This is a genomic window from Planktothrix tepida PCC 9214, assembly GCF_900009145.1.
Lineage (GTDB): Bacteria > Cyanobacteriota > Cyanobacteriia > Cyanobacteriales > Microcoleaceae > Planktothrix > Planktothrix tepida.
The window spans coordinates 1-24863 of sequence record NZ_LN889819.1; the positions used below are offsets into that span (position 1 = coordinate 1).

Below are 24863 nucleotides of genomic sequence, written 5' to 3' on the forward strand. Positions count from 1 at the left end.
CCCTCTTTTATGACTAAGGGGAATTTTAACGCAGTTATGCCCTTTCAGCCTACGAAAAATCAGGCTTTTCCCTCAAAGTGATAAAAGAGGGTTAGAATCAGGGCGATACCCACAGGCTTGTTCCCAAGCTTCAAGGAAAGTTTGCCATTGCTCCGGTGTTTCAGTAGGGTTGATGAAATTTTCTACTCTCTGTTCTATAGGATCAGCCTGTCTCCTCATAGTGCTATATTGTGATTTAAAGCAAGGAAAGCGAGGAGAGCAACACAAATTTAAAAAATTTATTATAATGAAATTGATGAGTTTTCTTGACTAATACCTTAATTAACCCTATATTCGGCAAATCATTATATGGATCAAAACTTACCTCCTTCTTCGGTTATAACTAATTTATTGAATGCTACTTTTTATGAACCTTGTTTAAAACTTAGAAAAGAATTAGAAGAACTTGATACAAATTATTATATTAAACGAAAAGATCAACCTGATTCTAATGCTTTAACCATTCAAGATAATAGTATAATAGATGTGTCAGCAACCTGCTTAGAAAAATATCAATTAGAGCAAAATAATATTGAATCTATAAATAATGAAATTACCTTGTATTTATCTAATACATCCGAAGATTTCCAAACTGATATAAAAGAAAAAATAGCTAATTTACAGACGCAATTTAATTCTAGTACACAATATCAAATTGAAAGTATAAAGCAAGAATTGCAAGATTTTAAAGATTTTATTGTACAAAGCAATAATCAGATTTATCAACAAATTATAAGGCTTTTTGATAATTATGTTGATTTAAAAGAAAAAGAATTAGAAACTATTAAAGCCATCAGTAAATCTAACCAGGAACACACAAGAAAGCTACAAGAACAACGATTTGCTTATCAATCTCAAATGCAAGAAAGAAAGCTACAGGCAAAATGGGATGAAAAAACTTGGTTCTCAAAAGTAAGCCGTAATGAAATCGAGCGAATATTAAAAAATCAAAAAGAATTACTAATATTAGTTTCACCTCCTAAATTTAGCTCAGACTGTCCACAAAACCTTATTAACAATTTACCTATTGAGATTAATAACGAGGTTAAAGCTTTTGCTGATGTTTTAAATGGAGATGTTGATTCATATCCTATAAAAGTCTATACAGATTTATTTAAAGAAGCTGTAACATCTGTTGACTTAGAAAGATTATCAGATATTTTAAGTCCACTTCCTTTTGCTTCAATATCTTGTGAAGTGACTGATTATAAATTATATATAAATTGTACTATTAGCGATTTTTATGAGAAAAACTTATTTTCGCTACCATTAAAAGAATGGAAATGGGGGCAAGATTTTAAGGAATTATTTAAGAAAGGTGAATCTAATTCAAACAGATTAAAAATCGTTAGACAAATTACTGTAGCTATCCATAAAATTTTAGTGGCTTTATTGAAAGATATATATTCTTTAATTTTAGACCCTTATTCAGAGTCTTGGCTACTTAAAGCAGAAGGCTCTTACTTTTTAAAAAAAGATAACCATTTTTTAAAAATTATGGGGTTAGATTTAGAAGATGCAAATTTTGCTTTAGATATTATAAATCCTGTCATTGATTTAATAAAAGAGATTCAATACCAGTACCAATTTAGATTTTGGTATAATAGAGGATGCGAATTTTTTAATAAAAATGAATATGACAAGGCTATTAATTTATTATTAAAAGCTGAAGAATATATTCACAAAGTTAGTATTGATGATTTCTACTGCCAGCTAGGAATGGCATATTATTGTAATAGTAATTTTGAAAAAGCTTTAAACTATTTTCACAAAGAAATTAAATTAAACTCTAAAAATTTTAATGTTTGGTATTATTCAGCAAAATCTCTCAGCCATCTTAAAGATTATGATAATGCACTTAGTAACTATGAAAAGGCTTTGTCTATTAAACCTTATGATCTTGATACTATTCTTAGTATAGGAGAAATATTAATTAGATTCAAAAATTATAAAGAAACTATAGAAAAATATATATTAACTATAAATTATTATACAGAGGATGATATTAGTGCAAATTGTCATATCTTTTCTAAAATTTTTTCTCAAAGAGCATATCTTTATATAAGATTGGAGAACTTTAATAATGCTTTTAATGATTTACAAGAAATACTAAAATTATATCCAGAGTTTTTTGAAGAAGATAATTTATGCAATTTGTGTAATGGTATTATTTATTTAAACAATAAAAAATATGAAGAAAGTCTATATAGCTTCAATAAAGTATCCGATAATTATATTGAAGAGGAATTAAAATTATATTTTGAGCCTTACGAATTTTACTATTATAAAGGACAAGCTGAATCTGGTTTTGGAAGATATAGTGATGCTACCGAAAGTTATAATATAGCTCTTAAAAACAACCCTAAACTTGAGAAAAATGAAGAATTTTTGAGTGCTTTTGAAAAAGCCAAAAGGAGGAGTAGTAAAGTATGCCTAGTAATAACACTACCAATATTTATAGTATCTAAATTATTAATTTTGATTAAAAATATATTAAACTTTCTTAGGGAAGTATAGGAAAGACACTAAGAAATCAGTTAAAATTAAGGGAGTTTGTAATCGTAACAGTTCCTAATCGTAATTTTATGCACACTTGGCACTGGCAAAGCTGGGATGGATTACCTTATTTAACCTGTAGTTTACTTAAAGATTGGCAACACGGCTTTTTTACTCGTTCCTTTAGTCCTCGCACACCCTCCGATTTAGTTGATGTTCTGCAACCTTCAGTTCCAGTGTATCGAGTTAAACAAGTGCATGGAAATGTAGTATTAAAAACGGGAACTGTAGACCCCCTGGAGCCTTCAACCGCAGAAGATATTCCCCTTTTGGAAGCCGATGGTTTATTTGCAGAAAATTCCTCAGAAGCCGTTTGGGTGGCGACAGCAGATTGTGTTCCGGTGTTAATTGCAGATACTCAAACCGGAAAAGTGGCGGCGGTTCATGCCGGATGGCGAGGAACGGCTGCTAAAATTGTTCCTGAAGCGATCGCACATTTCCAAGCGGTCGGTAGTCAATTAGAGGATCTACGAGTCGCTTTAGGGCCAGCTATTTCCGGGGAAGTGTATCAAGTTTCCTTGGATGTCGCCACACAGTTAGCTCAAAGTCTGGCTTTCGACACCGAAGCAGAAGGATTAGAACCCATCTATCAACTCCCCAATTCCCCCTTACTTCCCGACCCTGAACCCCATAAAGTTCGCTTAGATGTACGACGGTTTAATCGCTTACAACTAGAACAGTTAGGGATTACACCCGACCAAATCGCCATCGCTCCCTATTGTACCTATCAAGATCCCAATGCCTTCTTCTCCTACCGCCGAGACAACTTAAAAAAAGTCCAATGGTCAGGAATTGTCAGTCAATAATTAGGGGAGTTGACAGTTACCTATTGAGTGTCAGCTTTCACCAAAAAACCATCTATCATTCCCCCTCTTCCCCCCTCCCCTCTTCTCCCCGTCCCCTTGTCCCCTTATTCCCTTGTCCCCTTGTCCCCTTGTCCCCTCTTCCCCTTGTCCACCGACAAATCAGTCGTTAATATTAGAGATAGAGGAGAAGTCTCTCAACAGAGCAACGCTTTGGATAGAGATTGAGTTAAGCTTACAGTTAATAAAACGGTATAAATATAAAGTCCGATGAGCGAGCAAAGTCCCTACGAACAGCTTGGGGTTACCGTTGATGCCTCCTTTGATGAAATTCAGGAAGCCCGGGATCGCCTAAAACAACAATATAGTGGTGAACGTAAGCTGCTGGAATCCATTGAAGCAGCTTATGATGCCATTTTGATGGATCGGCTAAAACTGCGACAAGAGGGCAAAATTAAAGTCCCTGAACGGATTCGTTTTCCTGAACGAGCGACCCCAACTCCCCCGCCCGGTTTGCAACCTCCAGCGAATCAAAAACCCAATTGGTTACAACAACTGCTGGATACTCCTAGCCGTGCTGATCTGCTATGGCCATCGGGAATTTATGCAGCGTTAGGGGGTTTAAGTTTATATCCCGGTTCGCCTGACTCGATTTTAACGCTGACCCTGGCCTTGGGGGTTGGATCTTGTCTGTATTTTCTCAACCGCAAAGAAAATAAGTTTGGTCGGGCTGTTTTATTAACAGTGACAGGTTTAATTACGGGGTTGTTGTTGGGGAGTTTACTCAGTTCATTGATTGGAACACCCTTAGCAGTAGAACAGTTTATTTCTCTAATCACTTTTACGATTTTGTGGCTTGTGAGTTGCTTTCTACGTTAATTCAAACGCGGTTAAAGTCTGATAAAACCCCCGACCTAATTTTAATAAAAAACAGGGCTGTTTTTCGTTTGAGAAATCTAGCCCTGTTCTTTTTGAATCGCTTTAATATTGAACCTTTTGATTAAGCGATCACAGCCATTTTTACATCATTATTGGCTAATAAGTCTTGCAGTTCATCCGAATCTACAGTCTCTTTATCAATTAACAAATCCGCTAATTGATTCAGAACATGGCGGTTTTCTACTAATACTTGTTTCGCCCGTTTATAAGCTTCATCCACCAGTTGGCGAACTTCTTCATCAATGGCAGAGGCGGTTTCTTCAGAAAAATCCCGTTCTGACATAATATCCCGTCCCAGGAAGATATTACCCTGTTGACGACCTAATGCCACCGGGCCAAGGCGATCGCTCATGCCATAGCGAGTAATCATTTGACGAGCCACACGAGTGACCTGTTGTAGGTCATTAGAAGCCCCTGTGGTAACTTCTTCTTCCCCAAAGATAATTTCTTCAGCCACCCGACCACCCAAGGCAACGGCCATTTGATTTTGCAGATAGGAACGACTGAATAAACCGGAGTCCATCCGTTCTTCACTAGGCATAAACCAAGTTAACCCTCCGGCCCGACCGCGAGGAATAATGCTAATTTTCTGTACGGGGTCATAGTCAGGCATTAACGCCCCGACTAAAGCATGACCCGCTTCGTGATAAGCCACCAAGGTTTTGCGTTTTTCGCTCATCACCCGATCTTTCTTCTCTGGCCCCGCTAACACCCGGTCAATGGCATCATTAACTTCATCCATTGAAATTTCGGTGAGGTTGCGACGGGCGGCTAAAATAGCAGCTTCGTTCAACAGGTTGGATAAGTCCGCCCCGGTAAACCCAGGAGTCCGACGGGCAATTTTGTCCAAGTCCACATCTTTAGCCAAGGTTTTACCCCGTGCATGAACTCGGAGAATTTCGGAACGACCGTTATAGTCGGGACGGTCAACCACCACTTGACGGTCAAAGCGACCCGGACGCATTAAAGCAGCATCTAAAACATCAGGACGGTTCGTGGCGGCAATAATAATAATGCCTGTGTTACCTTCAAACCCGTCCATTTCCGTTAATAACTGGTTGAGGGTTTGTTCGCGTTCATCGTTACCGCCACCTAAACCTGCCCCCCGTTGACGACCAACGGCGTCAATTTCATCGATAAAGACGATACAAGGCGCATTGGCTTTGGCTTGTTCAAACAGGTCACGAACCCGGGACGCCCCGACCCCGACGAACATTTCCACAAATTCTGAACCAGAAATACTGAAGAAGGGAACTCCGGCTTCACCCGCAACGGCTTTGGCTAACAGGGTTTTCCCGGTTCCTGGGGGGCCGACTAATAATACCCCTTTGGGAATTTTCGCACCGACGGCCGTAAACCGATCGGCATTTTTCAGGAAGTCTACCACTTCGCTGAGTTCGAGTTTAGCTTGTTCAATACCTGCCACATCCCCGAAGGTGACTTGGGTTTGAGGTTCCATCTGCACTCTCGCTTTGGACTTACCAAAGTTCATGGCTTGGCTACCAGGGCCATTCTGAGCGCGACGCAATAAAAAAAATAAACCCACTAAGAGCAAAACGGGGAAGAACAGACTGCTGAGGGCTTTGAACCAAAAGCTGTCATCGTTCTGGGGTAGAACTGAAATATCAACATTATTTTGAGTCAGGATATCGATCAGTTCAGGATCGTTAGGGAGGTTCACTAAAATTTTATTCCCATCTTGAGCCGTGACTAAGGCTCTGGAACGATCAGAACTCAGGCTGACCCGTTCAACTTTATTACTCTTGACTTCTTGAATAAAGGTACTATACTTCCAGCTTTCCCGCGTTTGGGGCTGTTTGTCAAAAAAGGCGGTTGCTAATGCTAAGACGACAATGGCGAGCAGGGCGTATAACCCTGCATTTCTCCAGCGTTTGTTCACCGAGGTCTATCCTCCTACTGTTGCTCTGAGTCCACAGGACTCTGGTATTCTTATGCTATTGTTACTAATCTTAACGTATTTTTCATCCAGGTAGGGGGTAAGGCTAGAGATCCTGTGATCAGGGGATGTAAGCTTCATTTAAGATGTAGGGTGGAGATTGAGCATTTTCACTCGTCAATGATTCAGCAAATTTTTTGAGTAGGTGTGGGCATGAAGAGAATTTTATTATCTACAGATGATCCCGGAGTCGGTGGCGTTGCTCAGTATAATCACTCGCTTTTATGTGGATTAGCTAAAATCGGTTTTGAGGTCACATCTCTACACGCTTCACCCTACCATCAAACCTATACTCAATTGGTAACTCAACAGCAAGAACTCGGTATTAAGCATATTGGGATTGATTATTCAAATTTATCTCAAGACAGTCAAAATTTACGATTAATAATCCGAAAACAACTTGAAAAAATTGATTTGCTAATTTGCAGCAATTCTAATCCTTTTTCTAACTTAATTATAAAACAGATTGCTACAGAAATCAATCTTCCTTATATTATTGTAGAAGGATTAGTGGAGCCTCATCTAGCCGTTCAAGTTAATCACCAGTTAGATCAATTATTTCATCACTACACCAAAGCTCGATTTGTTATTGCAGTTTCTGAGAACAATTTAAGTTTACTCCACAAACTGTTTAGGCTTCCCCAAAATAAAGGGCAAGTGATTTACTACGGAAGACCTTCAAATTACTTTACCCCTCGTAACGTATTAATTAATGAAAATTTACGCCGAAAACTGGAAATTCCTTTAGATGCGGTGGTTTGTTTGACCTCTGCCCGGATCGAAAAACGCAAAGGCTATCAGTATCAATTGCAAGCTATTGAACAGTTGAGATCCACACCTGTATGGAATCATCTCTATTTTATTTGGGTGGGAGGAGGGGTTTTTGAACCTGAGTTTGAAACTGAACTGCAAGAAAAAGTTAAACAGTTAAAAATTACGGATAAAGTTAAGTTTTTGGGACAGCAAGAAAATGTTTCCAAATTGTTAGATGTAGCTGATATTTTTATTTTAACTTCAGAATTAGAAGGAATGCCTTTATGTGTTATGGAAGCCATGTCTAAAGGATTGCCTGTAATTGCAACAGCCGTTAGTGGAATTCCTGAAGAGTTAGGCAACACGGGTCAATTAATTGCTGACCCAAAACATGACCCAAAAGCTACGGTTAGAGAGCTTTGTGACATTCTCAAAAATTGGGCAATGAACGCAGAGTTACGCCAAAGGATCGGAATGAATTGTCAAAAGCGAGCCGAAAAAATGTTTAAGGAAGAAAGAATGATTCAGGAAACCATTTCAGTGATCGAACGAGCTTTATTGCCGGAAAAAGATTATGTTTCCCCTGGATTAAAAATTGTTCAACCCGATCAATATTTTCCTAATATGATAGTCGGAAATCCGGCTCGATGTTCTTGGCCCTATTTGCGAAGGGATATTTCCCACAACTGGTATGTAGATCGTCGGCAACCAACAATAGGATTTTTAAGTCGGGATGAAGCTCAAATTCTTTACAACACAGCCCTAAAATTTAAGCATCAGAATGCCTTAGAGATTGGGTGTTGGATGGGATGGTCAGCTTGTCATTTAGGACTGGCTGGAGTCAAATTAGATGTGATTGATCCGATCCTTAAGAATGCAGAGATTTATAACAGTGTAACCAGTTGTTTGAGAAATAGTGGGGTTCTAAATCAGATTAATTTATGGGCAGGTTATAGTCCGCAAAAAGTCGAGGAACTCGCAAATCAATCCCAAAAAAAATGGTCATTAATTTTTATTGATGGAAATCATGAATCTCCTGGCCCCCTTCAGGATGCGATCGCCTGTGAAAAATATGCCGAAGAAAATGCCATGATTCTATTTCATGATTTGGCTTCTCCTGATGTAGCTGAAGGCTTGCATTATTTGAGAGATAAAGGATGGAATACGATGATATATCAAACGATGCAAATTATGGGAGTGGCTTGGCGAGGAAATGTAGAACCTGTGATGCACCAACCAGATTCTAACGTGAATTGGCAATTGCCAACCCATTTAATGAATTATCGGGTTAGCGATAGAGCTATTGATAATTCAGAACAGGAATTTCAAGAAATTTTGTCTATCGTCAGACCTTATACTCTGTTAAGTTATGAACGATTATTTTCTCTTTATTCCTTAGCTAAAAAAGTATGTTTAGAGGATATTCCAGGGAATTTTGTTGAGTGTGGAGTCTATAAAGGAGGCGGATCGGCTTTATTAGCAACGGTGATTAAACGTTACACTTTGCGCCCCCGTTTTGTCTATGCTTTTGATACATTTGAAGGAATGCCCGATCCGAGTGATGCTGATCTTCATCAGGGAATTCCAGCAAATCAAACAGGTTTTGGTGCTGGGACTTTAGGTGCTCCAATTCGGGAGAACTTAGACAAGATTTGTCAGCTTTTAGATGTCCAATCTATTATTAAACCCGTCCCCGGTTTATTTTGTGAAACATTGCCTTTATATCGGGAACAAATTGGTGATATTGCCTTTCTGCACGCGGATGGAGATTGGTATGATTCTACTTTAGATATCTTCAATAATCTCTATGACAATGTTGTTTCTTTGGGAATGATTCAAATCGATGATTATGGTCATTGGGAAGGATGTAAAAAGGCAATTCATGAGTTTGAAAAGCTCAAACAAGAATCTTTTAGACTTCATCAGATTGACTATACAGGGGTTTGGTTTCGCAAGGGAAACGTCTTGAACCCTTCAGAAACCTTAGAAATTAATTTAATGGGGAGTTCAAAAAAGCAAGGTTTTTCTCCAAAGTCTAAGTTATTTAAAATTATTATTGATGGCGTATTTTTTCAATTTAATAATACCGGAATTGCGAGAGTTTGGAAAGCGTTACTGAAAGAATGGTCAACTGGAGAATTTTGTCAACAGATTATTGTATTAGATCGGCAAGGAACTGCACCGAAAATTCCTGGAATTATGTATCGATCTATTCCGTTATATGACTATGGTAATACGGATCGCGATCGCCAACTCTTACAAGCAATTTGTGATCAAGAAAAAGCTGATTTATTCATTTCAACTTATTATACTACTCCCATCCGTACCCCATCGGTATTTATGGGTTATGATATGATTCCTGAAGTCATAGGTCTAAATTTAGATGAACCGATGTGGCGAGAAAAACATCGTGGAATTTTACACGCTTCAGGGTTTATTACCATTTCTCAAAATACCGCCCAGGATTTAGTTAAAATTTTCCCACAGGTTGCTAATAAACCAATTCAAGTGGCTTATAGTGGAGTCGATGAAATTTTTACTCCCGCAACTTTAACCGAAATTGAACAATTTAAACAACAATATCATTTATCAAAACCCTATTTTATTATTATTGGGGATCGGATTAGTCCCAAGGGTTATAAAAACTCGATTTTATTGTTTCAAGCTTTATCACGGTTAGATAATTTTCAAAGCTATGATATTCTTTGTATTGGGGGAAAACCTCAGTTAGAAAAAGAACTCCAGGGATATATTTCTGACAGTAATATTCATCTTGTAAGGCTAAATGATCAAGAGTTAAGATTAGCCTATTGCGGAGCGATCGCTTTAGTTTACCCCTCAAAATATGAAGGGTTTGGATTACCGATTGTAGAAGCGATGGCTTGCGGTTGTCCGGTGATCACTTGTCGGAATAGTTCTATTGTTGAAGTCGCAGGTAACGCCACTATTTATGTCAACGAAGATGATATTGATCAACTGACTCAAGAACTTAAAAATATACAGAATACTGAACGACGAAACGCTTTAATTGCAGCAGGATTTAAACAAGCTCAAAAATTTTCTTGGGAAAAAATGGCTGATATTGTGCGTTCAACACTGTTAGAAATAGCTCAAAAAGAAACTGAAACTTTACAAGGAATTAATCAGCAATTAATTTCTGTAGACGAAGAAACTAAAGCCAGAGAAACTCAACCGAGTTTAACTCGCCTTTCTCAATCTCCCTGGAATTTTCCCCAGATTTCTCCTTTCAATTCTAATCTGAAGCGACCCTTTTGGTCAGTGATGATTCCGACCTTTAATAAAGTTCGCTATTTAGAACAAACTCTGAGAAGTGTTCTGGAACAAGCTCCAGGGGAAGACGAAATGCAAATTGAAGTGATTAATGATTGTCCTGATAGTGCAGTGCAAGCTGAACTAGAAGCAATTGTTAAAAAAGTAGGCGGAAATCGAATCAAATTTTATCGCCATTCACAACTCAATATTGGTCAAACGGCAATTTTTAATTTATGTTTAGAACGCGCTCAAGGACAGTGGATTCATCTATTACATGATGATGATTTTGTCTTACCTGGATTTTATCAAACCTTAAGAAATATTATTGAAAAAGAGCCTAAGATTGGGGCTGCATTTTGTCGTCATTATTATGTAGATAGTGAGAATCATCAACGGTCTATCTCTACTTTAGAACGAGAAACACCCGGAATTTTAGAAAACTGGATCGAACGCATTGCTGTTTCTCAACGCATTCAACCCTCTTCAATGGTGGTAAAACATACCACTTATGAACAATTAGGGGGGTTTTGTCCTCAAGCCAAATCAGCAGCTGATTGGGAAATGTGGACAAGAATTTCTGCTCATTATCCTATCGGTTATGAACCTCAAATTTTAGCCGCTTACCGTTTACATTTAAGTTCTTGGACATCTCGCTTAATTCAAGGGGGAGAAAATATTACAGATACATTAAAAGCGATTGAAATTTCTCAATCTTATCTTCCTGAAAATCAAGCGATGGATTTATCGAATAAAGCCAAAGAACACTATGGTTTATATGCCATTAGTACCGCCCAACAAATGTTAACTCAGGGAGAAACTAAAGCCGTTATTGCTCAAATTCAAGCTGCTTTAAATTGTAGTCAATCTGATACAATTAAACAAGCAATTATTGCCTTATTCGCTCCTCAGAAACAACCAAAACCCCAGATAAAAACCTTGACTCCGGATCAAATTTTAGCAGAAGTTGTCCGTTTAAATGAAGAATATAAAACAAATCCTAATTCAAACACTATTATCAATCCCTTACGTCAAATTCGGCAGATTTTGGCTCAATATTGGTTAGGTTTAGAAGCTCAAAACTTAGAAAAAGTTTATTTAGGAGAAATTGGTCAAGCTTATAAAATTTTCTTGAATAGTAGTTTTAAAAATGAAGCTTTAACGCCTCAAGAAAAAGCTCACATTCAAGACTGGTGTACTTACTTAAAAACAGGACTAAACCAGCCCAAAGGCTTACAGTATTTATTAGCCCTAACTTTATATTGTTATCCGTATCACCTCCCTCAAGACTGGTATATTCAAGCTCCTATTCCTAAATGGTTTTTAGAGGATTATTTTAAGTTTATGTTAGCAGTTCCTCAATTTTTCCAGGAAGTCGGAGAAACTGACCGTTATTATCGTTATGTAGAAAATTGGATTAACTATACTCATGGGCGGTTTATGAGTAATCCTGAGTTTCCAATTTGGAAAGAATTAGCTTGGCAATTCACCCAAATGGCTAACTTTATTCCGTTATATTTTAATACGGCAAATCTCAAAGACATTTATATTAAACGGGCAGAAATTATGGAGTTCGCCCTAAAAAGTTTAGGTCATGCTTTAGATTATGAGTTTCCTCAACGTCCTCACAGTCGTCAAAAAATTCGTTTAGGAATTCTTAGTAATCATTTTAATCCTCAAACAGAAACCTATGCCATATTACCTACTTTTGAATATTTAGATAGAAATCAATTTGAATTAATTTTATATACTGTAACCGCCAATAATCATCCTTTAGAACAGTATTGTAAAAGTCGCGTTGAGCAATTAGTTCCACTTCCGAGTAATTTAACTGAACAAGTGAACTTGATTAGAAATCATGATTTAGATATTTTACTGATTGGGAGTAATATCACCGCAGTTTCTCATCCAGTCACTTTATTAGCGTTGCATAAATTAGCCAGAATTCAAGTCAATACAACCCCATCCTGTGTTACCAGTGGGATGGGAAGTATTGATTATTATATCTCAGGCGTTTTAACCGAACCTCAAGAAAATGCTCAAGAACAATATCGAGAAAAATTAATATTAATTCCTGGGACTGCACATTGTTTTAGTTGTTCTGTAATTCCGCCTGAAGCACCGCAACGAATTCCTAATCGTTCTTTGTTAGGAATTCCTGATGATTCCATTATGTTTATTTCAGGATCAAATTTTTATAAAATTATTCCCGAAGTCCAAGAAACTTGGGCTAAAATTTTAGCAGCAGTTCCTAACTCTTTCTTAGTGTTATATCCCTTTAACCCGAACTGGAGTTCTCGCTATGCAACGGTTCCATTTATTAAGCAATTTCAAAGCGTTCTTGCCCAATATGGGGTAGAAAGTCGTCGCTTAATTTTCTTACAAAAACAACCCAGTCGTTCAGATATTAAAGAATATTTAAAATTAGCGGACATTTATTTAGATTCCTATCCGTTTTCTGGGGTAACATCTTTACTTGATCCCTTAGAAGTTGGTTTAGTTCCCATTGTCCGAGATGGAGATTCTATTCCTTCTTATTCTTCGGAAACGTCCCAAGCTGGTCAGATAATTGTGCCCAGAGATGGAGGATCTTTCCGGTCTTTGATGGCTGCCTCATTGTTGCGATCACTCTCTATTGCTGATTTAATTGCCAATAGCGAAGCAGCCTATATTAACTTAGCTATTACCCTAGCCAATAACCCGCAACTGCGACAACAAAAACGCCAGGAAATTCAACACAAAATGCAGCAAAATCCTGAATTTTTGGATAGTCGAACCTACTCGGCTAAAATCGGTGTAATCTTTCAGCAATTATTTCAAAATTGGCAGCAAAATCAGCAATCTATTCAACCGAATAGCCGAGAAGGAATACAACAGTATTTATCTCGATTAGTTAATGCAGTCAATCGTTATGATTTAGAAAGAAATAATCAATCCGTTATTGATGAGTTGCGAGAAATTCGCAAAGTTATGGCGCAGCACTGGTTAAAAATTTCCCTGGAAGATTTAGAACAAACCTATAGAATGGATTTAGGAAAAGGCTATCAAATTCTTTTAAATCGAGGGATTCAAAGGGAAGCCTTAACCCCAGAAGAACAAAAGTTTCTCCATGAGATGACTCAAAAGGCGATTGGACTCAAACAGTCTGATTCTTTAAACTCTTTAATGGTGTTGATGTTATATTATCCTCCGGGTAAGATATTAGTTGCTAATGCAGATCATCGTTTACCTGAATGGTTATTGAAAGATTATAAACGGGTGTTTGAAAATCCCTCAAACCTGGAAACAGTCAAACTATCAACGGCATTAAAAACGGCTGTTTCTGTTCCAGAAAATCAAGCGTTATCTGAAACAGAAGCTTTCCAAAAACGTTTAGTCGGATGTGTAAATTTATATCGAATTGATCCGTCTAATGTTGATATTGTTAAAGAGTTACGTCAAATTCGTCAAGAATTAGCTAATTTTTGGTTGGGTTTGGAATCTCCAACATTAGAATCAATTTATCAAAGTTCAGTGGGTCAAGCTTATCGAACGTTATTACATAGTGGTTTTTCTCAAGAAGTGTTAACGGCTTCAGAACAGGAATTTATCAAAACATTAGCTTCTAAAATGAATCAAGGACTCAATGAAATAGACAAGATTAAATACCTGTTAGCGGTGTTATTATATTGTCGCCCCGGACAATTACAAATTCAAAATATTTCCCGTTTACCGCACTGGTTTCGTTCAGATTATCAACAGTTAAGTAATCAGGTTTCTCATGTGAAAAGTTAGAATTTTGGCTTAGAAATTAATTGACTGTAGGGGCGGATTCACCGAGATTGATGTAAATATTAATAATCCTCCTACAATTAATCCGGTAATTGATTAATTCTGGCAAATTGGCTATAGCTAGGACTCCGTTGACCTACTTGTTTTAAGAAATTAATTGCATCTAAATCTTGAAAGTGATGAGCTAAAAATGGTAAAATATAAAATAAAGCGAAAGCTAGATAGGGTTCTTCAATATTACAGGACTCTTTTAGTAAGTTTATCGCATCTTTTCTAGTAGAATCATCAATTGTTTCACTGGTAGCCATCTTGAAAACAACAAGCATTGTTTTAACTTTTTTACTTCGGTCTCGAATTAACTCTTTCCTTGTACCTCTTTTATCATTTAGATCAAAAATATCTACAACAGTTTTACCTCTATCAGTCACCCCATCAATCCAGGCTTGTTTCACAGTTTGATCCCAAGTTAATTGAAGATGTTCAAAAATATCAGTTTTTTCATCAGTTGGATCGATTAGCAAAGGTTTCTTATTGGCATCTAGGGGAAAGTTTGTCCCTTTATGCTGAGAATTATTACAAATGGTACAAGATAATAATAGGTTTGTCCACTCAAAGGTTAAATCAGTATATTCACTTTTACTTTTAGGACAAAAATGTTCAATATCCCCATAATCAACAATCCGAATCTGGCTCTCACAATAGGCACATTTTCCCTGAAACATTTCAACTAAAGCTTGCTTGACTTCAGGCTGATTATATTTATTAATAGCCTTCTTAATAGCATCCTTAAGATCATCTTTTTTTGCATTGTTCAGGAGGAGAAATAGGTTGTTTATCCTGCATAAACAGTTTCAATTGGTTAAATTCCTGCTCTTCTTCTTTAGACAGCTTATCTTTTTTGATTCTGAGTTCATGATATCGCTGAATTTTCTCCTGTGTGGAGGGGGAATAGGTAGACTCTAAACCAAAAGCCGGACTTCTGAGAATGTAGTCAACATCATAAGCTGAGATGTCTTCAACGGGTGTAATTTTAGTTTCTCCGTTAACAATATCTAAACGTAAAGTTAAAGCATCTTCTCCGGCTCCAGCTGCAATAAAAGGACTATGAGTAGCAACAAAAAACTGAAGGTTGGGAAAAACTTCGCGTAGCCATTCAGCAATCCATCGTTGCCAAAAAGGATGTAAGTGAATGTCTAATTCATCAATTAAAACAACACCCGATGCTTGAGTGGGATCTTCTAAATCAGTAAAGCTTTGAAGTAAGCGCCAAATTAAATCTCCTGCTAACGCAATAATACTGCGATATCCATCCGATAAACCAATCGTTGAAACCTTTTGACCATTAATCTCAAATATAATTAAACCTTCGATACTTACTTCGGCAATTTTTGTATTTCCAGGGAGTAGTTTTTCAATCGCATTTATCCCGATGTCTCGCATTTTTTTTGCGCTTGGATCTCCTTTAGCAATTCTAAATTCCAGATAAACCATCCATCTTTCAAATGAACTCAACGCACTATCTTCATTAAATTGCGTGGCAAAATTGCTAGATCGTTTTGCTGGTTCTAAACTAGGAATTAAAACTTGACTGGTTCTAGTTAGGCGACGAAACGCACCATATCCAGCAGCAAACCATCCTTTTGTATCGGATGCAAACGCATTCTTTCTCAACCAACTTAATATTTCTGAACTTTTTTCAATTAATGCAGGTTCTGTATAAGTCTCTTCACCGACTTTGACTGCTTTATCTGCTGTAACAAAATAAGAATAGGAAATTTTTTTTCTTTTTTTATTACCAAAAATCACCTTTCCAAAAATTACAGCATCATTTTCTTCTTGATTTAAAGTAATACTTAATTTCCCCGGCTTTTTAGAATCACAAACCCAACCCGTAGGGCGAGGTAGCAGTTCTTTCGCGGCTTCTGGCCCTGCTAAAAGTAAGGCAATGGCTTGCAGTAATGTACTTTTGCCAACACCATTTTCCCCTAATAAGGAAATCCAAGAATAGGGTTTTGGGCGATGATTGGAAACATTAATAGCAGTCCGAGTGAAAATAATTTCCTCGTTTTTAAAGCATTTAATGTTATTTAGAGTTACGCTTTCGACCCACATTCTTGTCTCCTTAAAAATTTTAGCTTTTTTTAGATAGTAGCACCTTACAACTATCTTATCTCATAGCCGAACTTATTGGGGTCTACTTCGGTTAAATTCAGATCATTTAATCCATATTCTGCCCAACGTTTGGTTACCCTTTCAGCAACATCAACATCTGACTCTAAAGGTTCTCCCCATTCATGATTGGTTTCGGGAGGGATTTTTGTCGTTGCATCGATGCCCATTCTTCCCCCTAATCCAATTTTTTGACTGGCAAAATCTAAGGTATCAAAAGGCGTATCAGGAAGAATAAAAACATCCCTGGACGGGTCAACTTTTGAACTAATTGCCCATACCACTTGTCGCGGATCTCGAATATTAATCTCCTTATCTACAACAATCACAAATTTGGTATAAGTAAACTGAGGTAAGGCACTCCAAAATGCTAAAGCAGCCCGTCTCGCTTGACCCGGATAAGCTTTATCAATGGAGATAATAGCCGCTTTATAACTTAAGGCTTCCATAGGAAGGAAAAAGTCTACAATTTCCGAGACTTGCTGTCTTAAAATCGGGGTATAAATTCGGTTTAATGCGATCGCCATCATCGCTTCTTCTTTGGGGGGACGACCACTAAAGGTAGTTAAATAAATTGGGTCTTGACGATGGGTAACACATTGAAATCGAATCAACGGAGAATCTTCAACCCCACCATAATATCCCATGTGATCCCCAAAGGGGCCATCAGGTAAAATTTCTCCAGGAGTTATGGTTCCTTCTAATACAAATTCTGAGTCCGCCGGAACTTCTAAATCTACCGTTTTACACTTGGCTAATTGTACCCCAGAACCCCCATATAATCCTGCAAATAACCATTCGGATAAATCAACCGGAATGGGGGTCGCCGCCGCCATAATAATTAAGGGATCAACCCCTAATGCGATCGCAATTTCTAATTTTTTTCCCTTCTCCGCCGCTTTGCGTAAATGTCTAGCCCCTCCTCGCACCGATAACCAATGGACGGTCATGGTATTTTTAGATTGCAATTGTAAGCGATAAACTCCAACATTAGGGGTTCCCGTTTCACAATCTTTCGTAATCACTAATCCCAACGTAATGATTTTTCCCGCATCTTTAGGATAGGGACGAATCATGGGAATTTGGTTTAAATCAACATCATCCCCTTCAATGATAATCTGTTGACAAGGAGGGAAAAAATTGCGCCCCGGTTTGGCTTTAACGACATCAAATAAAACTTTACCAAAATCAATGGCTTGGGAGATTTTTTTAGGCGGTTTAGGTTGTTGTAACATTCCTAATTTTTTTCCCAATTCCTCTAACTCTTGGGGGTTTTCCATATTCATTGACCAGCAAACCCGTTGTTCTGTCCCTAATAAATTGATCGCAACCGGATAGGGTGAACCTTTAACATTTTCAAATAATAACCCTGGGCCACCACATTGCAACATTCGGTTAGAAATTTCAGCAATTTCTAAGTCAGGATCAACTAAGGTTTGAATTCGCCGTAATTGTCCCCGTTCTTCTAACAGTTTTAAAAATCCCCTTAAGTCTCTCGCCATTGTATTTAAGAATTGTTACATCTGTTTTTATATTATGACAGTTTTTGAGACGGAATGCCCATCTTTGTCAAAATTATCTAGGTCAGTGTAATTATTTTTTTATTCCTTATTTAACCTTTATTAAATTAACCTGATTTAGCCTTGCTCAAAATCCTCAATTTTATTATAATAGATTAAATACCTGACCCTCTATTAAGAGCCTATCAAATCATGTCTGAAACTATTAAACTTGATCAATTTCTGAAATTCATGGGTGAGGTTTCTACCGGAGGACAAGCTAAAATTATGATTCAATCCGGTGAAGTTCGAGTTAATGGTGAGATTGAAACTAGACGGGGACGAAAATTAGTTACAGGAGATCAAGTGTGGATTGGTGGAAAAACTTTAACGGTTAATTTAGAGCAGGGATAACATCAATTCACCATTGGGCATAATCGTATTACAAATGATGGCATCGCTTTGATTAAATCCACTAGAATCCGTTAAATTAGCATCAGTTAAATTAACGGCTTTAAAATTAGCTTTTTCTAAATCCGTATCTCGTAAATCAGCCCCGACTAACCAAGCATTTTCTAAATTACACCCGTAAAGGTTTGCAGCACTTAAATTAGCTTGATAAAGATTAGTATAGCTTAAATTGGCGTGGGTTAAATTGGCTCCATTCAGGTTAGCATGGGAGAGGTTTGCCCCCATCATTTGTACTCCATATAAACTAGCTTGTTCTAAAATCGTATAACTTAAATTAGCCCCCATTAAGTTAGCACCGCGTAAGGAAGAACGACTGAAATTTGCGCCCTTGAGATTTGCCCCACTTAAGTCAGCCCCAATAAAGACTAATTTACTGAGATCCAAACTTTGTAAATCAGCGCCTCTTAAATCCACCTCTTTAAAATTCCATTCCCCTGTGGCTTTTCGTTGTACTAATTCCCAACTATCCATAAAATTAAGCCTAAATCCCATACTATTAATAGCATCAGATGTCCGTTTAAGGAAAAACCCAGATGACGCCAACAGTCCTCCAAGAGATTGATCAAAAGTTTCACCTGGTTCTACTTACCGCCCGACTTCTTCTACAAAATAGTGCTGCAACAGAACGAGTTCATCGGGTAACTGGTCAATTAGCCGATAGTTTAGGAATTGAAGCCCGGTTATTAGTATCTTATGAAGCTATCACCTTAACAACCAAAATTCATAATCAATTTTATTCGCGCATTAGTACCCCCATTCCGGCGATGAAAATTAATATGATGGTCATGACTCAAGTGATGCGCTTAGTCGATGATATTCAACAAGGACATAAAACTTTAGAAGAAGTTACAGATGAGTTAGAACTGATTAATCACCATGCGCCTCATCATTATCCGCAATGGTTTTTAGTTTTAATGCTAGGAATTGCGGGGGGAAGTTTGGCTAAAATTTTTCATGGAGATTGGTCTACTTTTTTGATTGTGAGTTTAGCAACAGCCCTGGGATTAATCTTAAGACAACAATTAGCAAAAAACAAGTTTAATGGGTTTATTATTACCTTTTTTGCTGCTTTTTTGGGAGGGTGTATCAGTGCAATTGGAATTAAACTGGGTTGGACAACAACCCCAGAACCCTGCTTATTAGTTCCCTCCATGATGTTAGTCCCCGGAGTTCATTTAATTAATGCAGTTTTAGATATGGTTTATAACCATCAAATCACAGGAATTGCGCGATTAAATTTTAGTTTAGTAATGTTAATCTCTATTTTATTTGGTTTATTATTATCAGGAAGTATTATGGATATTTCTGTTGCTGTTAATTCGATAAAATCCCCTTTATTACAGCCGGAAAATATTTTATTTGCTGGATTAGTCGCTGCCGGATTTGCTATTTTATTTAATGTTCCTAAAGGAATTCTTTGGGTTTGTATTCTTTGTGGAATGGTCGGTTATGGAATGCGATTTTTTTCGATTTATATTGGATTAGGAATTATTTGGGGAAATCTTTTGGCTTCAATGGTTGTGGGATTAATGACAGTTTATTTTTCTCGACGGTTTAAAGTGCCTTCGGCGGCGATTGCATTTGGGGCTGTTGTCGGAATGATCCCTGGAATTTTTATGTTTCGAGCCGGAAGTGGTTTAATTTTAATGATGAAATTAGGCATCAATTCCGATATTTCTTTAATTGCTAATACGATAGTGATGGCTGGAACTGCCTTATTAATGACATTAGGAATTCCGGTGGGGTTAGCCTTACCGAATTTATTATTTTTTAGATCAGATGATTAGAGCGTTCACCCCTTCCCTGATTTTGGAGAAAGGAGATAAAAGACAGGCGTAGGGTGCGGAAGAGTCTCTCAAATCGCTTTTCGCTATTCCCTAAGAGGGTTAATGCTGAACAATCAATGTTAAGAATTCCTGAAAAAATCAAGAATTCAGAATTTTATCCGGTTTGCTGCCTGCTGAAGTATGACCAAACGTAAAGTTAAATTACAACTCTTATTAAAATGTTTAAAATTTTTCCAAAATTGAATCAACCCTTTAACCTAGAAGTTTAAAGCAATATTACAAGAGAGAGCCAATGCAAGATCTGAAAAAGTATCGTATTCGATGCACACTCACCTATGGCGATATCTATAGCCAAATTATCGTTTGGCTAATTGTCATCTTTATTGCCTTAGCGACTTCATTAGCACTGTGGAGTACAGCCCGCCAAATTTATGCGTTAGCAACGGTGGGCTTAATTGTTGTGCTGTCTTTACCTTTTTTACTCTTTGCATTTGTCACCACGTTATTTAACCATATCGAAGTTCTATCTGTAGACCCATCCATTGAAGACGAACCAAGCCGTGCTGAACTTCCCAGTTCCAAAACGGCGCAAGTGGCGAGTTAGAATAAATTCAACTCATACAGTTATCAGTTATCAGTTATCAGTTATCAGTGTAAGAGTTATACCAGTAGGGGCGGGCTTCCCCCACCCTTACAGACCTATAACTAATAACTAATAATTGATAATTGATAATTGATAATTGATTAAGATGCTAGAACATGATGTGATTATTGTTGGGGGCGGGTTAGCTGGATGTCGGGCGGCGGTAGAAATTGCCCGCACTAACCCCAGCTTAAATATAGCCGTTGTTGCTAAAACTCACCCCATTCGTTCCCATTCCGTTGCCGCCCAAGGGGGTATCGCCGCTACATTAAAAAATATTGATGAAAGCGACAGTTGGGAAGCCCATGCTTTCGATACCGTCAAGGGTTCAGACTATCTCGCTGACCAAGATGCGGTGGAAATTTTAGCCAAAGAAGCCCCGGATGTCATTATTGATTTAGAACATTTGGGAGTCTTATTTTCCCGTCTTCCTGATGGACGCATCGCCCAACGGGCCTTCGGAGGACATTCTCACAACCGCACCTGCTACGCCGCCGATAAAACTGGCCATGCGATTTTACACGAACTGGTGAATAATCTCAGACGCTATGGCGTTCAGATTTATGATGAATGGTACGTCATGCGGTTGATATTGGAAGAGGGACAAGCCAAGGGCGTTGTCATGTTCCGTATTAATGACGGACAGTTAACGGTTGTTCGTGCGAAGGCGGTAATGTTCGCAACGGGGGGTTATGGTCGGGCGTTTAATACCACCTCCAATGACTACGCCTCAACGGGGGATGGGTTGGCGATGTCGGCGATGGCGGGAGTTCCCTTGGAAGATATGGAGTTTGTACAGTTTCATCCAACGGGATTATATCCGGTAGGGGTGTTAATTTCCGAAGCCGTGCGGGGAGAAGGCGCTTATTTAATTAATAGTAATGGGGAACGATTTATGGCGACTTATGCCCCAAGTCGCATGGAATTAGCACCGAGAGATATTACGTCCCGTGCTATTACTTTAGAAATTCGTGCAGGGCGTGGAATTAACCCCGATGGCAGTTCTGGGGGGCCTTATGTTTATTTGGATTTGCGACATTTAGGACGGGAAAAAATTATGAGTCGGATTCCTTTTTGTTGGGAAGAAGCGCACCGTTTATTAGGCATTGATGCTGTGGTTCAACCGATGCCTGTTCGTCCAACGGTTCACTATTCAATGGGGGGAATTCCGACTAATATTAATGGGCAAGTTTTAAGCGGTATCGATAGTTTAGTGGATGGATTATTTGCGGCGGGAGAAGCGGCTTGTGTCTCCGTTCATGGAGCAAATCGTTTAGGTAGTAATTCCTTATTAGAATGTGTTGTTTATGGAAAACGAACAGGAGCAGCTATTGCTGAATTTGTGCAAAATCGCAAATTACCAACTCTTGATGAACAGCGTTATTTGAAAGAAGCTCAAGAGCAATTACAAGGGTTATTAGATCAATCAGGAGATTACCGAATCGGGACACTCCGCCAAGACTTTCAAGATGCTATGACGGCTCATTGTGGTGTGTTTAGAAATGATAGTGTGATGCGAGAAGGGTTAAGTCTAATTCAAGAGTTACAGAATCGTTATCAACAGATTTATTTAGATGATAAAGGCAAATGTTGGAATACAGAATTAATTGAAGCTTTGGAATTAAAAAGCCTAATGATTGTGGGAAATATGATTTTAACTTCAGCCTTAAACCGTCAAGAAAGCCGAGGGGCTCACAGTCGAGAAGATTATCCCCAACGCAATGATGAACAGTTCCTCAAACATACCTTAGCTTATTATTCACCTGCGGGTATTGATTTAGCATATCGTCCGGTTCAAATAACGTTATTTGAACCCCAGGAACGAAAATATTGAAAAAGTAGTGAGGCGTGAACGCCTCCTAGCCCTAAAGGGCTTACTACAATTGAGATATCCCTCTTCTGTCACTCTCCGAGAAGTAGAATAAGAAAATAAACAGATTGAATAGCTAGAAAGCAGGTAAGGTAATGAATGTAGAGTTACCAATTCTTAAGCATTTAGCCCGATAGGTATTCCCTAAAAATTTTAAATCATGACTGTTATTATTGCAGGTGAACGCAGTGGCGTTGGTAAAACAACCGTTACATTGACAATTTTATCTTATTTAAAACAACACAATTTTAATGTGCAATCCTTTAAGGTTGGCCCTGATTATATTGATCCCATGTTTCATGCCTATGTAACGGGAAAACCTTGTTATAATTTAGATTCAATTTTAACATCAGAATCCTATATTAAAACTTGCTATTTTAATCATATTCAAATGTCTGATTATGGATTAATAGAAGGGGTAATGGGTTTATTTGATGGGATTCCTGATGGTGATAATGTTCCGATAGCTTCCACGGCTCACATTGCTTTAATTTTGAATATACCTGTTATTTTGGTTTTAGATTGTAGTCGATTATCGGGTTCTGTAGCTGCCATTACCCTGGGATTTAAAACCCTTAATCCTAAGCTGAATTTAGCTGGGTTGATTTTAAATAAAGTAGGAAGCGATCGCCATTTAGAATTATTAAAAACTTCCTTAAAATTCCTCAATATTCCAATTATAGGAATCTTGAAAAGACAAGAAAATATCGAAATTCCCGCTCGTCATTTGGGGTTAATTCCAACGGAAGAACTACCTGAACTAAATTTACTGATTCAAGACTTAGCTAAACTGGCTGAATCTTGGTTTGACTGGGAACAATTATTACCCTTATTAAAATACACTCCAAAAACTGAATTTATTCAAGAAACTGCATTTTTAAACACTACAGTAGAGCCTAGAATTAAAATTGCGATCGCTAGAGATTCTGCATTTAACTTCTATTATGCCGAAAATTTAGAAATTTTACAACAATTAGGTGCGGAATTAATTGAATGGAGTCCCTTAACCGATGACCAGTTACCCCCCGGAATTCAAGGATTATATTTTGGCGGAGGGTTTCCAGAGGTATTTGCTCAACAATTAAGCCAAAATCAAGTTATTTTAAAAGCAGTTAAATATGCTATTTTATCAGGAATGCCAACCTATGCCGAATGTGGAGGGTTAATGTATTTATGTGAAAAAATTATTGATTTTGAAAATAATGCTTGGTCAATGGTGGGGGTTTTGCCAACAACGGCGGTGATGGGAAAACGATTAAAATTAGGGTATTATCAAGCCAAAGTATTAAAAAATACGCCTTTATTATTAGAAGGCAAAATAATTACCGGACATGAGTTTCATCGTTCAGAACTGCTCGAAAACTCAACTCAACCGTTATATAAAATGCAGCGTTTTTTCTCAGTAGAAAATAATACTTTAATTTTAGAAGGATGGGGAAATCTCCCTAACGTTCATGGGTCTTATTTACATCTCCATTGGGGAGATAAAATTGAGATTCCAATGCGATTTTTAGAGTGTTGTTGCAATAATCAATCTTATATAAAATCCTAAAATTGATACTAAAAATAATCTCCTAAATCTCCTGTAGAGACCTTGCATACAACGTCTCTACTTGGACGGATTCCTAGCAAACATTTAAATAGGAGTCCCGTTGCTCCCCTATCCAGATTTTCACCGATATAATTTGGTGCCAAAAATCTCATGAAAAAATTTCAGTAATTCTACGGTATTCAACGCACTATTAATCAATTATAATAGAGTTATTAACGTTAAATTAAGACGTTCTCCAAATATACCCAAAAGCAATTTCCCCGATTGTACTGTGTAAACCGAGGAAAAATTGTACATCGGGCCAACAGAGATCGTCCTTCCCGTTCATCCCTTCAACTGGGTGCGGTCTCCCGGCAACTACTTATCAGAATCCTTTGGCCATTAATTAATCAACTGAATCGGAAACCATGAAAAAACAAATTATTTTCATTGACTCCGCTATCGACAACTACCCAAGCCTAATAGAAGGAGCCAACAAAAACGCAGAAATCGTGATTTTAGACCCAGACAAAAGTGGGGTAGAACAGATCACACAAGCACTCAAAAGCGGGTCAAACATTGAAGCCCTACATATCGTTTCTCACGGAAGCCCCGGTCATTTACAACTCGGTTCAGACCTTCTCAATGGGGAAAATATAGACAGTTTTAATAGTCTACTCCAGCAGTGGGGAAAAGCCCTAACAAAAACCGCCGATATTTTAGTGTATGGATGTGAAGTANAGGGAAAAAGGTGCAGGTCAAAGTTAGTTATACTGACCTATTAGGAACAGCAGAAACAGTTAAT

The 24863-nt window shown here is 37.8% G+C and carries 15 protein-coding genes; 10 read left to right on the top strand and 5 right to left on the bottom strand.

Translation table 11 applies throughout. From position 1 onward, the window contains the following. Positions 1-348: 348 nt before the first annotated feature. From PL9214_RS29030 to PL9214_RS29040, 3 genes are all read left to right on the top strand, one after another. A complete protein-coding gene (locus PL9214_RS29030; RefSeq protein ID WP_072722779.1) occupies positions 349-2556 on the top strand; it encodes a tetratricopeptide repeat protein in 2208 nt (735 codons plus the stop codon). Positions 2557-2624: 68 nt separating this feature from the next. Continuing rightward, positions 2625-3401, top strand: a complete 777-nt coding sequence (pgeF, locus tag PL9214_RS29035; RefSeq protein ID WP_072722780.1) for a peptidoglycan editing factor PgeF — start codon at positions 2625-2627, stop codon at positions 3399-3401. Between the two features lie 267 nt (positions 3402-3668). After that, positions 3669-4277 (top strand): CPP1-like family protein, encoded by a 609-nt coding sequence (locus PL9214_RS29040; RefSeq protein WP_072722781.1) that lies wholly within the window; start codon positions 3669-3671, stop codon positions 4275-4277. A 121-nt stretch (positions 4278-4398) separates the two neighbouring features. On the opposite strand, the gene ftsH3 is transcribed toward PL9214_RS29040, so the two are convergent. Next, entirely contained in the window at positions 4399-6237 is a 1839-nt protein-coding gene (ftsH3, locus tag PL9214_RS29045; protein ID WP_072722782.1) for an ATP-dependent zinc metalloprotease FtsH3, read from the bottom strand. Positions 6238-6447: 210 nt separating this feature from the next. Between ftsH3 and PL9214_RS32560 the strand changes: the two genes are divergently transcribed. Continuing rightward, the gene (locus PL9214_RS32560) at positions 6448-14091 is read left to right on the top strand and encodes a glycosyltransferase (protein ID WP_072722783.1); all 7644 of its coding nucleotides are present in this window, start codon (positions 6448-6450) and stop codon (positions 14089-14091) included. A gap of 77 nt (positions 14092-14168) precedes the next feature. On the opposite strand, the gene PL9214_RS29055 is transcribed toward PL9214_RS32560, so the two are convergent. The 3 genes from PL9214_RS29055 to PL9214_RS29065 are packed head-to-tail and all read right to left on the bottom strand — an operon-like array spanning position 14169 to position 17759. Then, positions 14169-14924 (bottom strand): retron system putative HNH endonuclease, encoded by a 756-nt coding sequence (locus PL9214_RS29055; protein ID WP_306341374.1) that lies wholly within the window; start codon positions 14922-14924, stop codon positions 14169-14171. Further along, positions 14881-16200: an AAA family ATPase gene (locus tag PL9214_RS29060; protein ID WP_072722785.1), complete on the bottom strand. Its 1320-nt coding sequence runs from the start codon at positions 16198-16200 to the stop codon at positions 14881-14883. Before PL9214_RS29060 ends, PL9214_RS29055 begins: the two co-directional genes overlap by 44 nt. Before the next feature lie 50 nt (positions 16201-16250). Then, positions 16251-17759, bottom strand: coding sequence for a UbiD family decarboxylase (locus tag PL9214_RS29065; protein ID WP_072722786.1), 1509 nt, complete (start codon positions 17757-17759; stop codon positions 16251-16253). A gap of 210 nt (positions 17760-17969) precedes the next feature. Here PL9214_RS29065 and PL9214_RS29070 point away from each other — a divergent pair, with 210 nt between their 5' ends. Continuing rightward, positions 17970-18170 carry an RNA-binding S4 domain-containing protein gene (locus PL9214_RS29070; RefSeq protein WP_072722787.1) on the top strand — a complete coding sequence of 67 codons (201 nt, stop codon included), beginning with the start codon at positions 17970-17972 and terminating at the stop codon, positions 18168-18170. Here the strand turns inward: PL9214_RS29070 and PL9214_RS29075 are convergent. Next, positions 18156-18698, bottom strand: coding sequence for a pentapeptide repeat-containing protein (locus PL9214_RS29075; protein WP_072722788.1), 543 nt, complete (start codon positions 18696-18698; stop codon positions 18156-18158). The genes PL9214_RS29070 and PL9214_RS29075 overlap by 15 nt on opposite strands. A gap of 62 nt (positions 18699-18760) precedes the next feature. On the opposite strand from PL9214_RS29075, the gene PL9214_RS29080 reads away from it, so the two are divergent. The 5 genes from PL9214_RS29080 (at position 18761) to PL9214_RS29100 (ending at position 24843) form a co-directional block, all read left to right on the top strand. Beyond that, positions 18761-20014 carry a threonine/serine exporter family protein gene (locus PL9214_RS29080; protein WP_072722789.1) on the top strand — a complete coding sequence of 418 codons (1254 nt, stop codon included), beginning with the start codon at positions 18761-18763 and terminating at the stop codon, positions 20012-20014. Positions 20015-20306: 292 nt separating this feature from the next. Next, positions 20307-20618, top strand: coding sequence for a hypothetical protein (locus tag PL9214_RS29085; protein WP_072722790.1), 312 nt, complete (start codon positions 20307-20309; stop codon positions 20616-20618). Positions 20619-20763: 145 nt separating this feature from the next. Further along, positions 20764-22491, top strand: a complete 1728-nt coding sequence (locus PL9214_RS29090) for a succinate dehydrogenase/fumarate reductase flavoprotein subunit (RefSeq protein WP_072722791.1) — start codon at positions 20764-20766, stop codon at positions 22489-22491. A gap of 196 nt (positions 22492-22687) precedes the next feature. Then, complete coding sequence (locus PL9214_RS29095; RefSeq protein ID WP_072722792.1) at positions 22688-24079, top strand: cobyrinic acid a,c-diamide synthase CobB; 1392 nt, start codon at positions 22688-22690, stop codon at positions 24077-24079. 407 nt (positions 24080-24486) lie between these two features. Continuing rightward, on the top strand, positions 24487-24843 hold the full coding sequence (locus PL9214_RS29100; RefSeq protein ID WP_072722793.1) for a DUF4347 domain-containing protein: 357 nt from the start codon (positions 24487-24489) through the stop codon (positions 24841-24843). Positions 24844-24863: the final 20 nt, after the last annotated feature.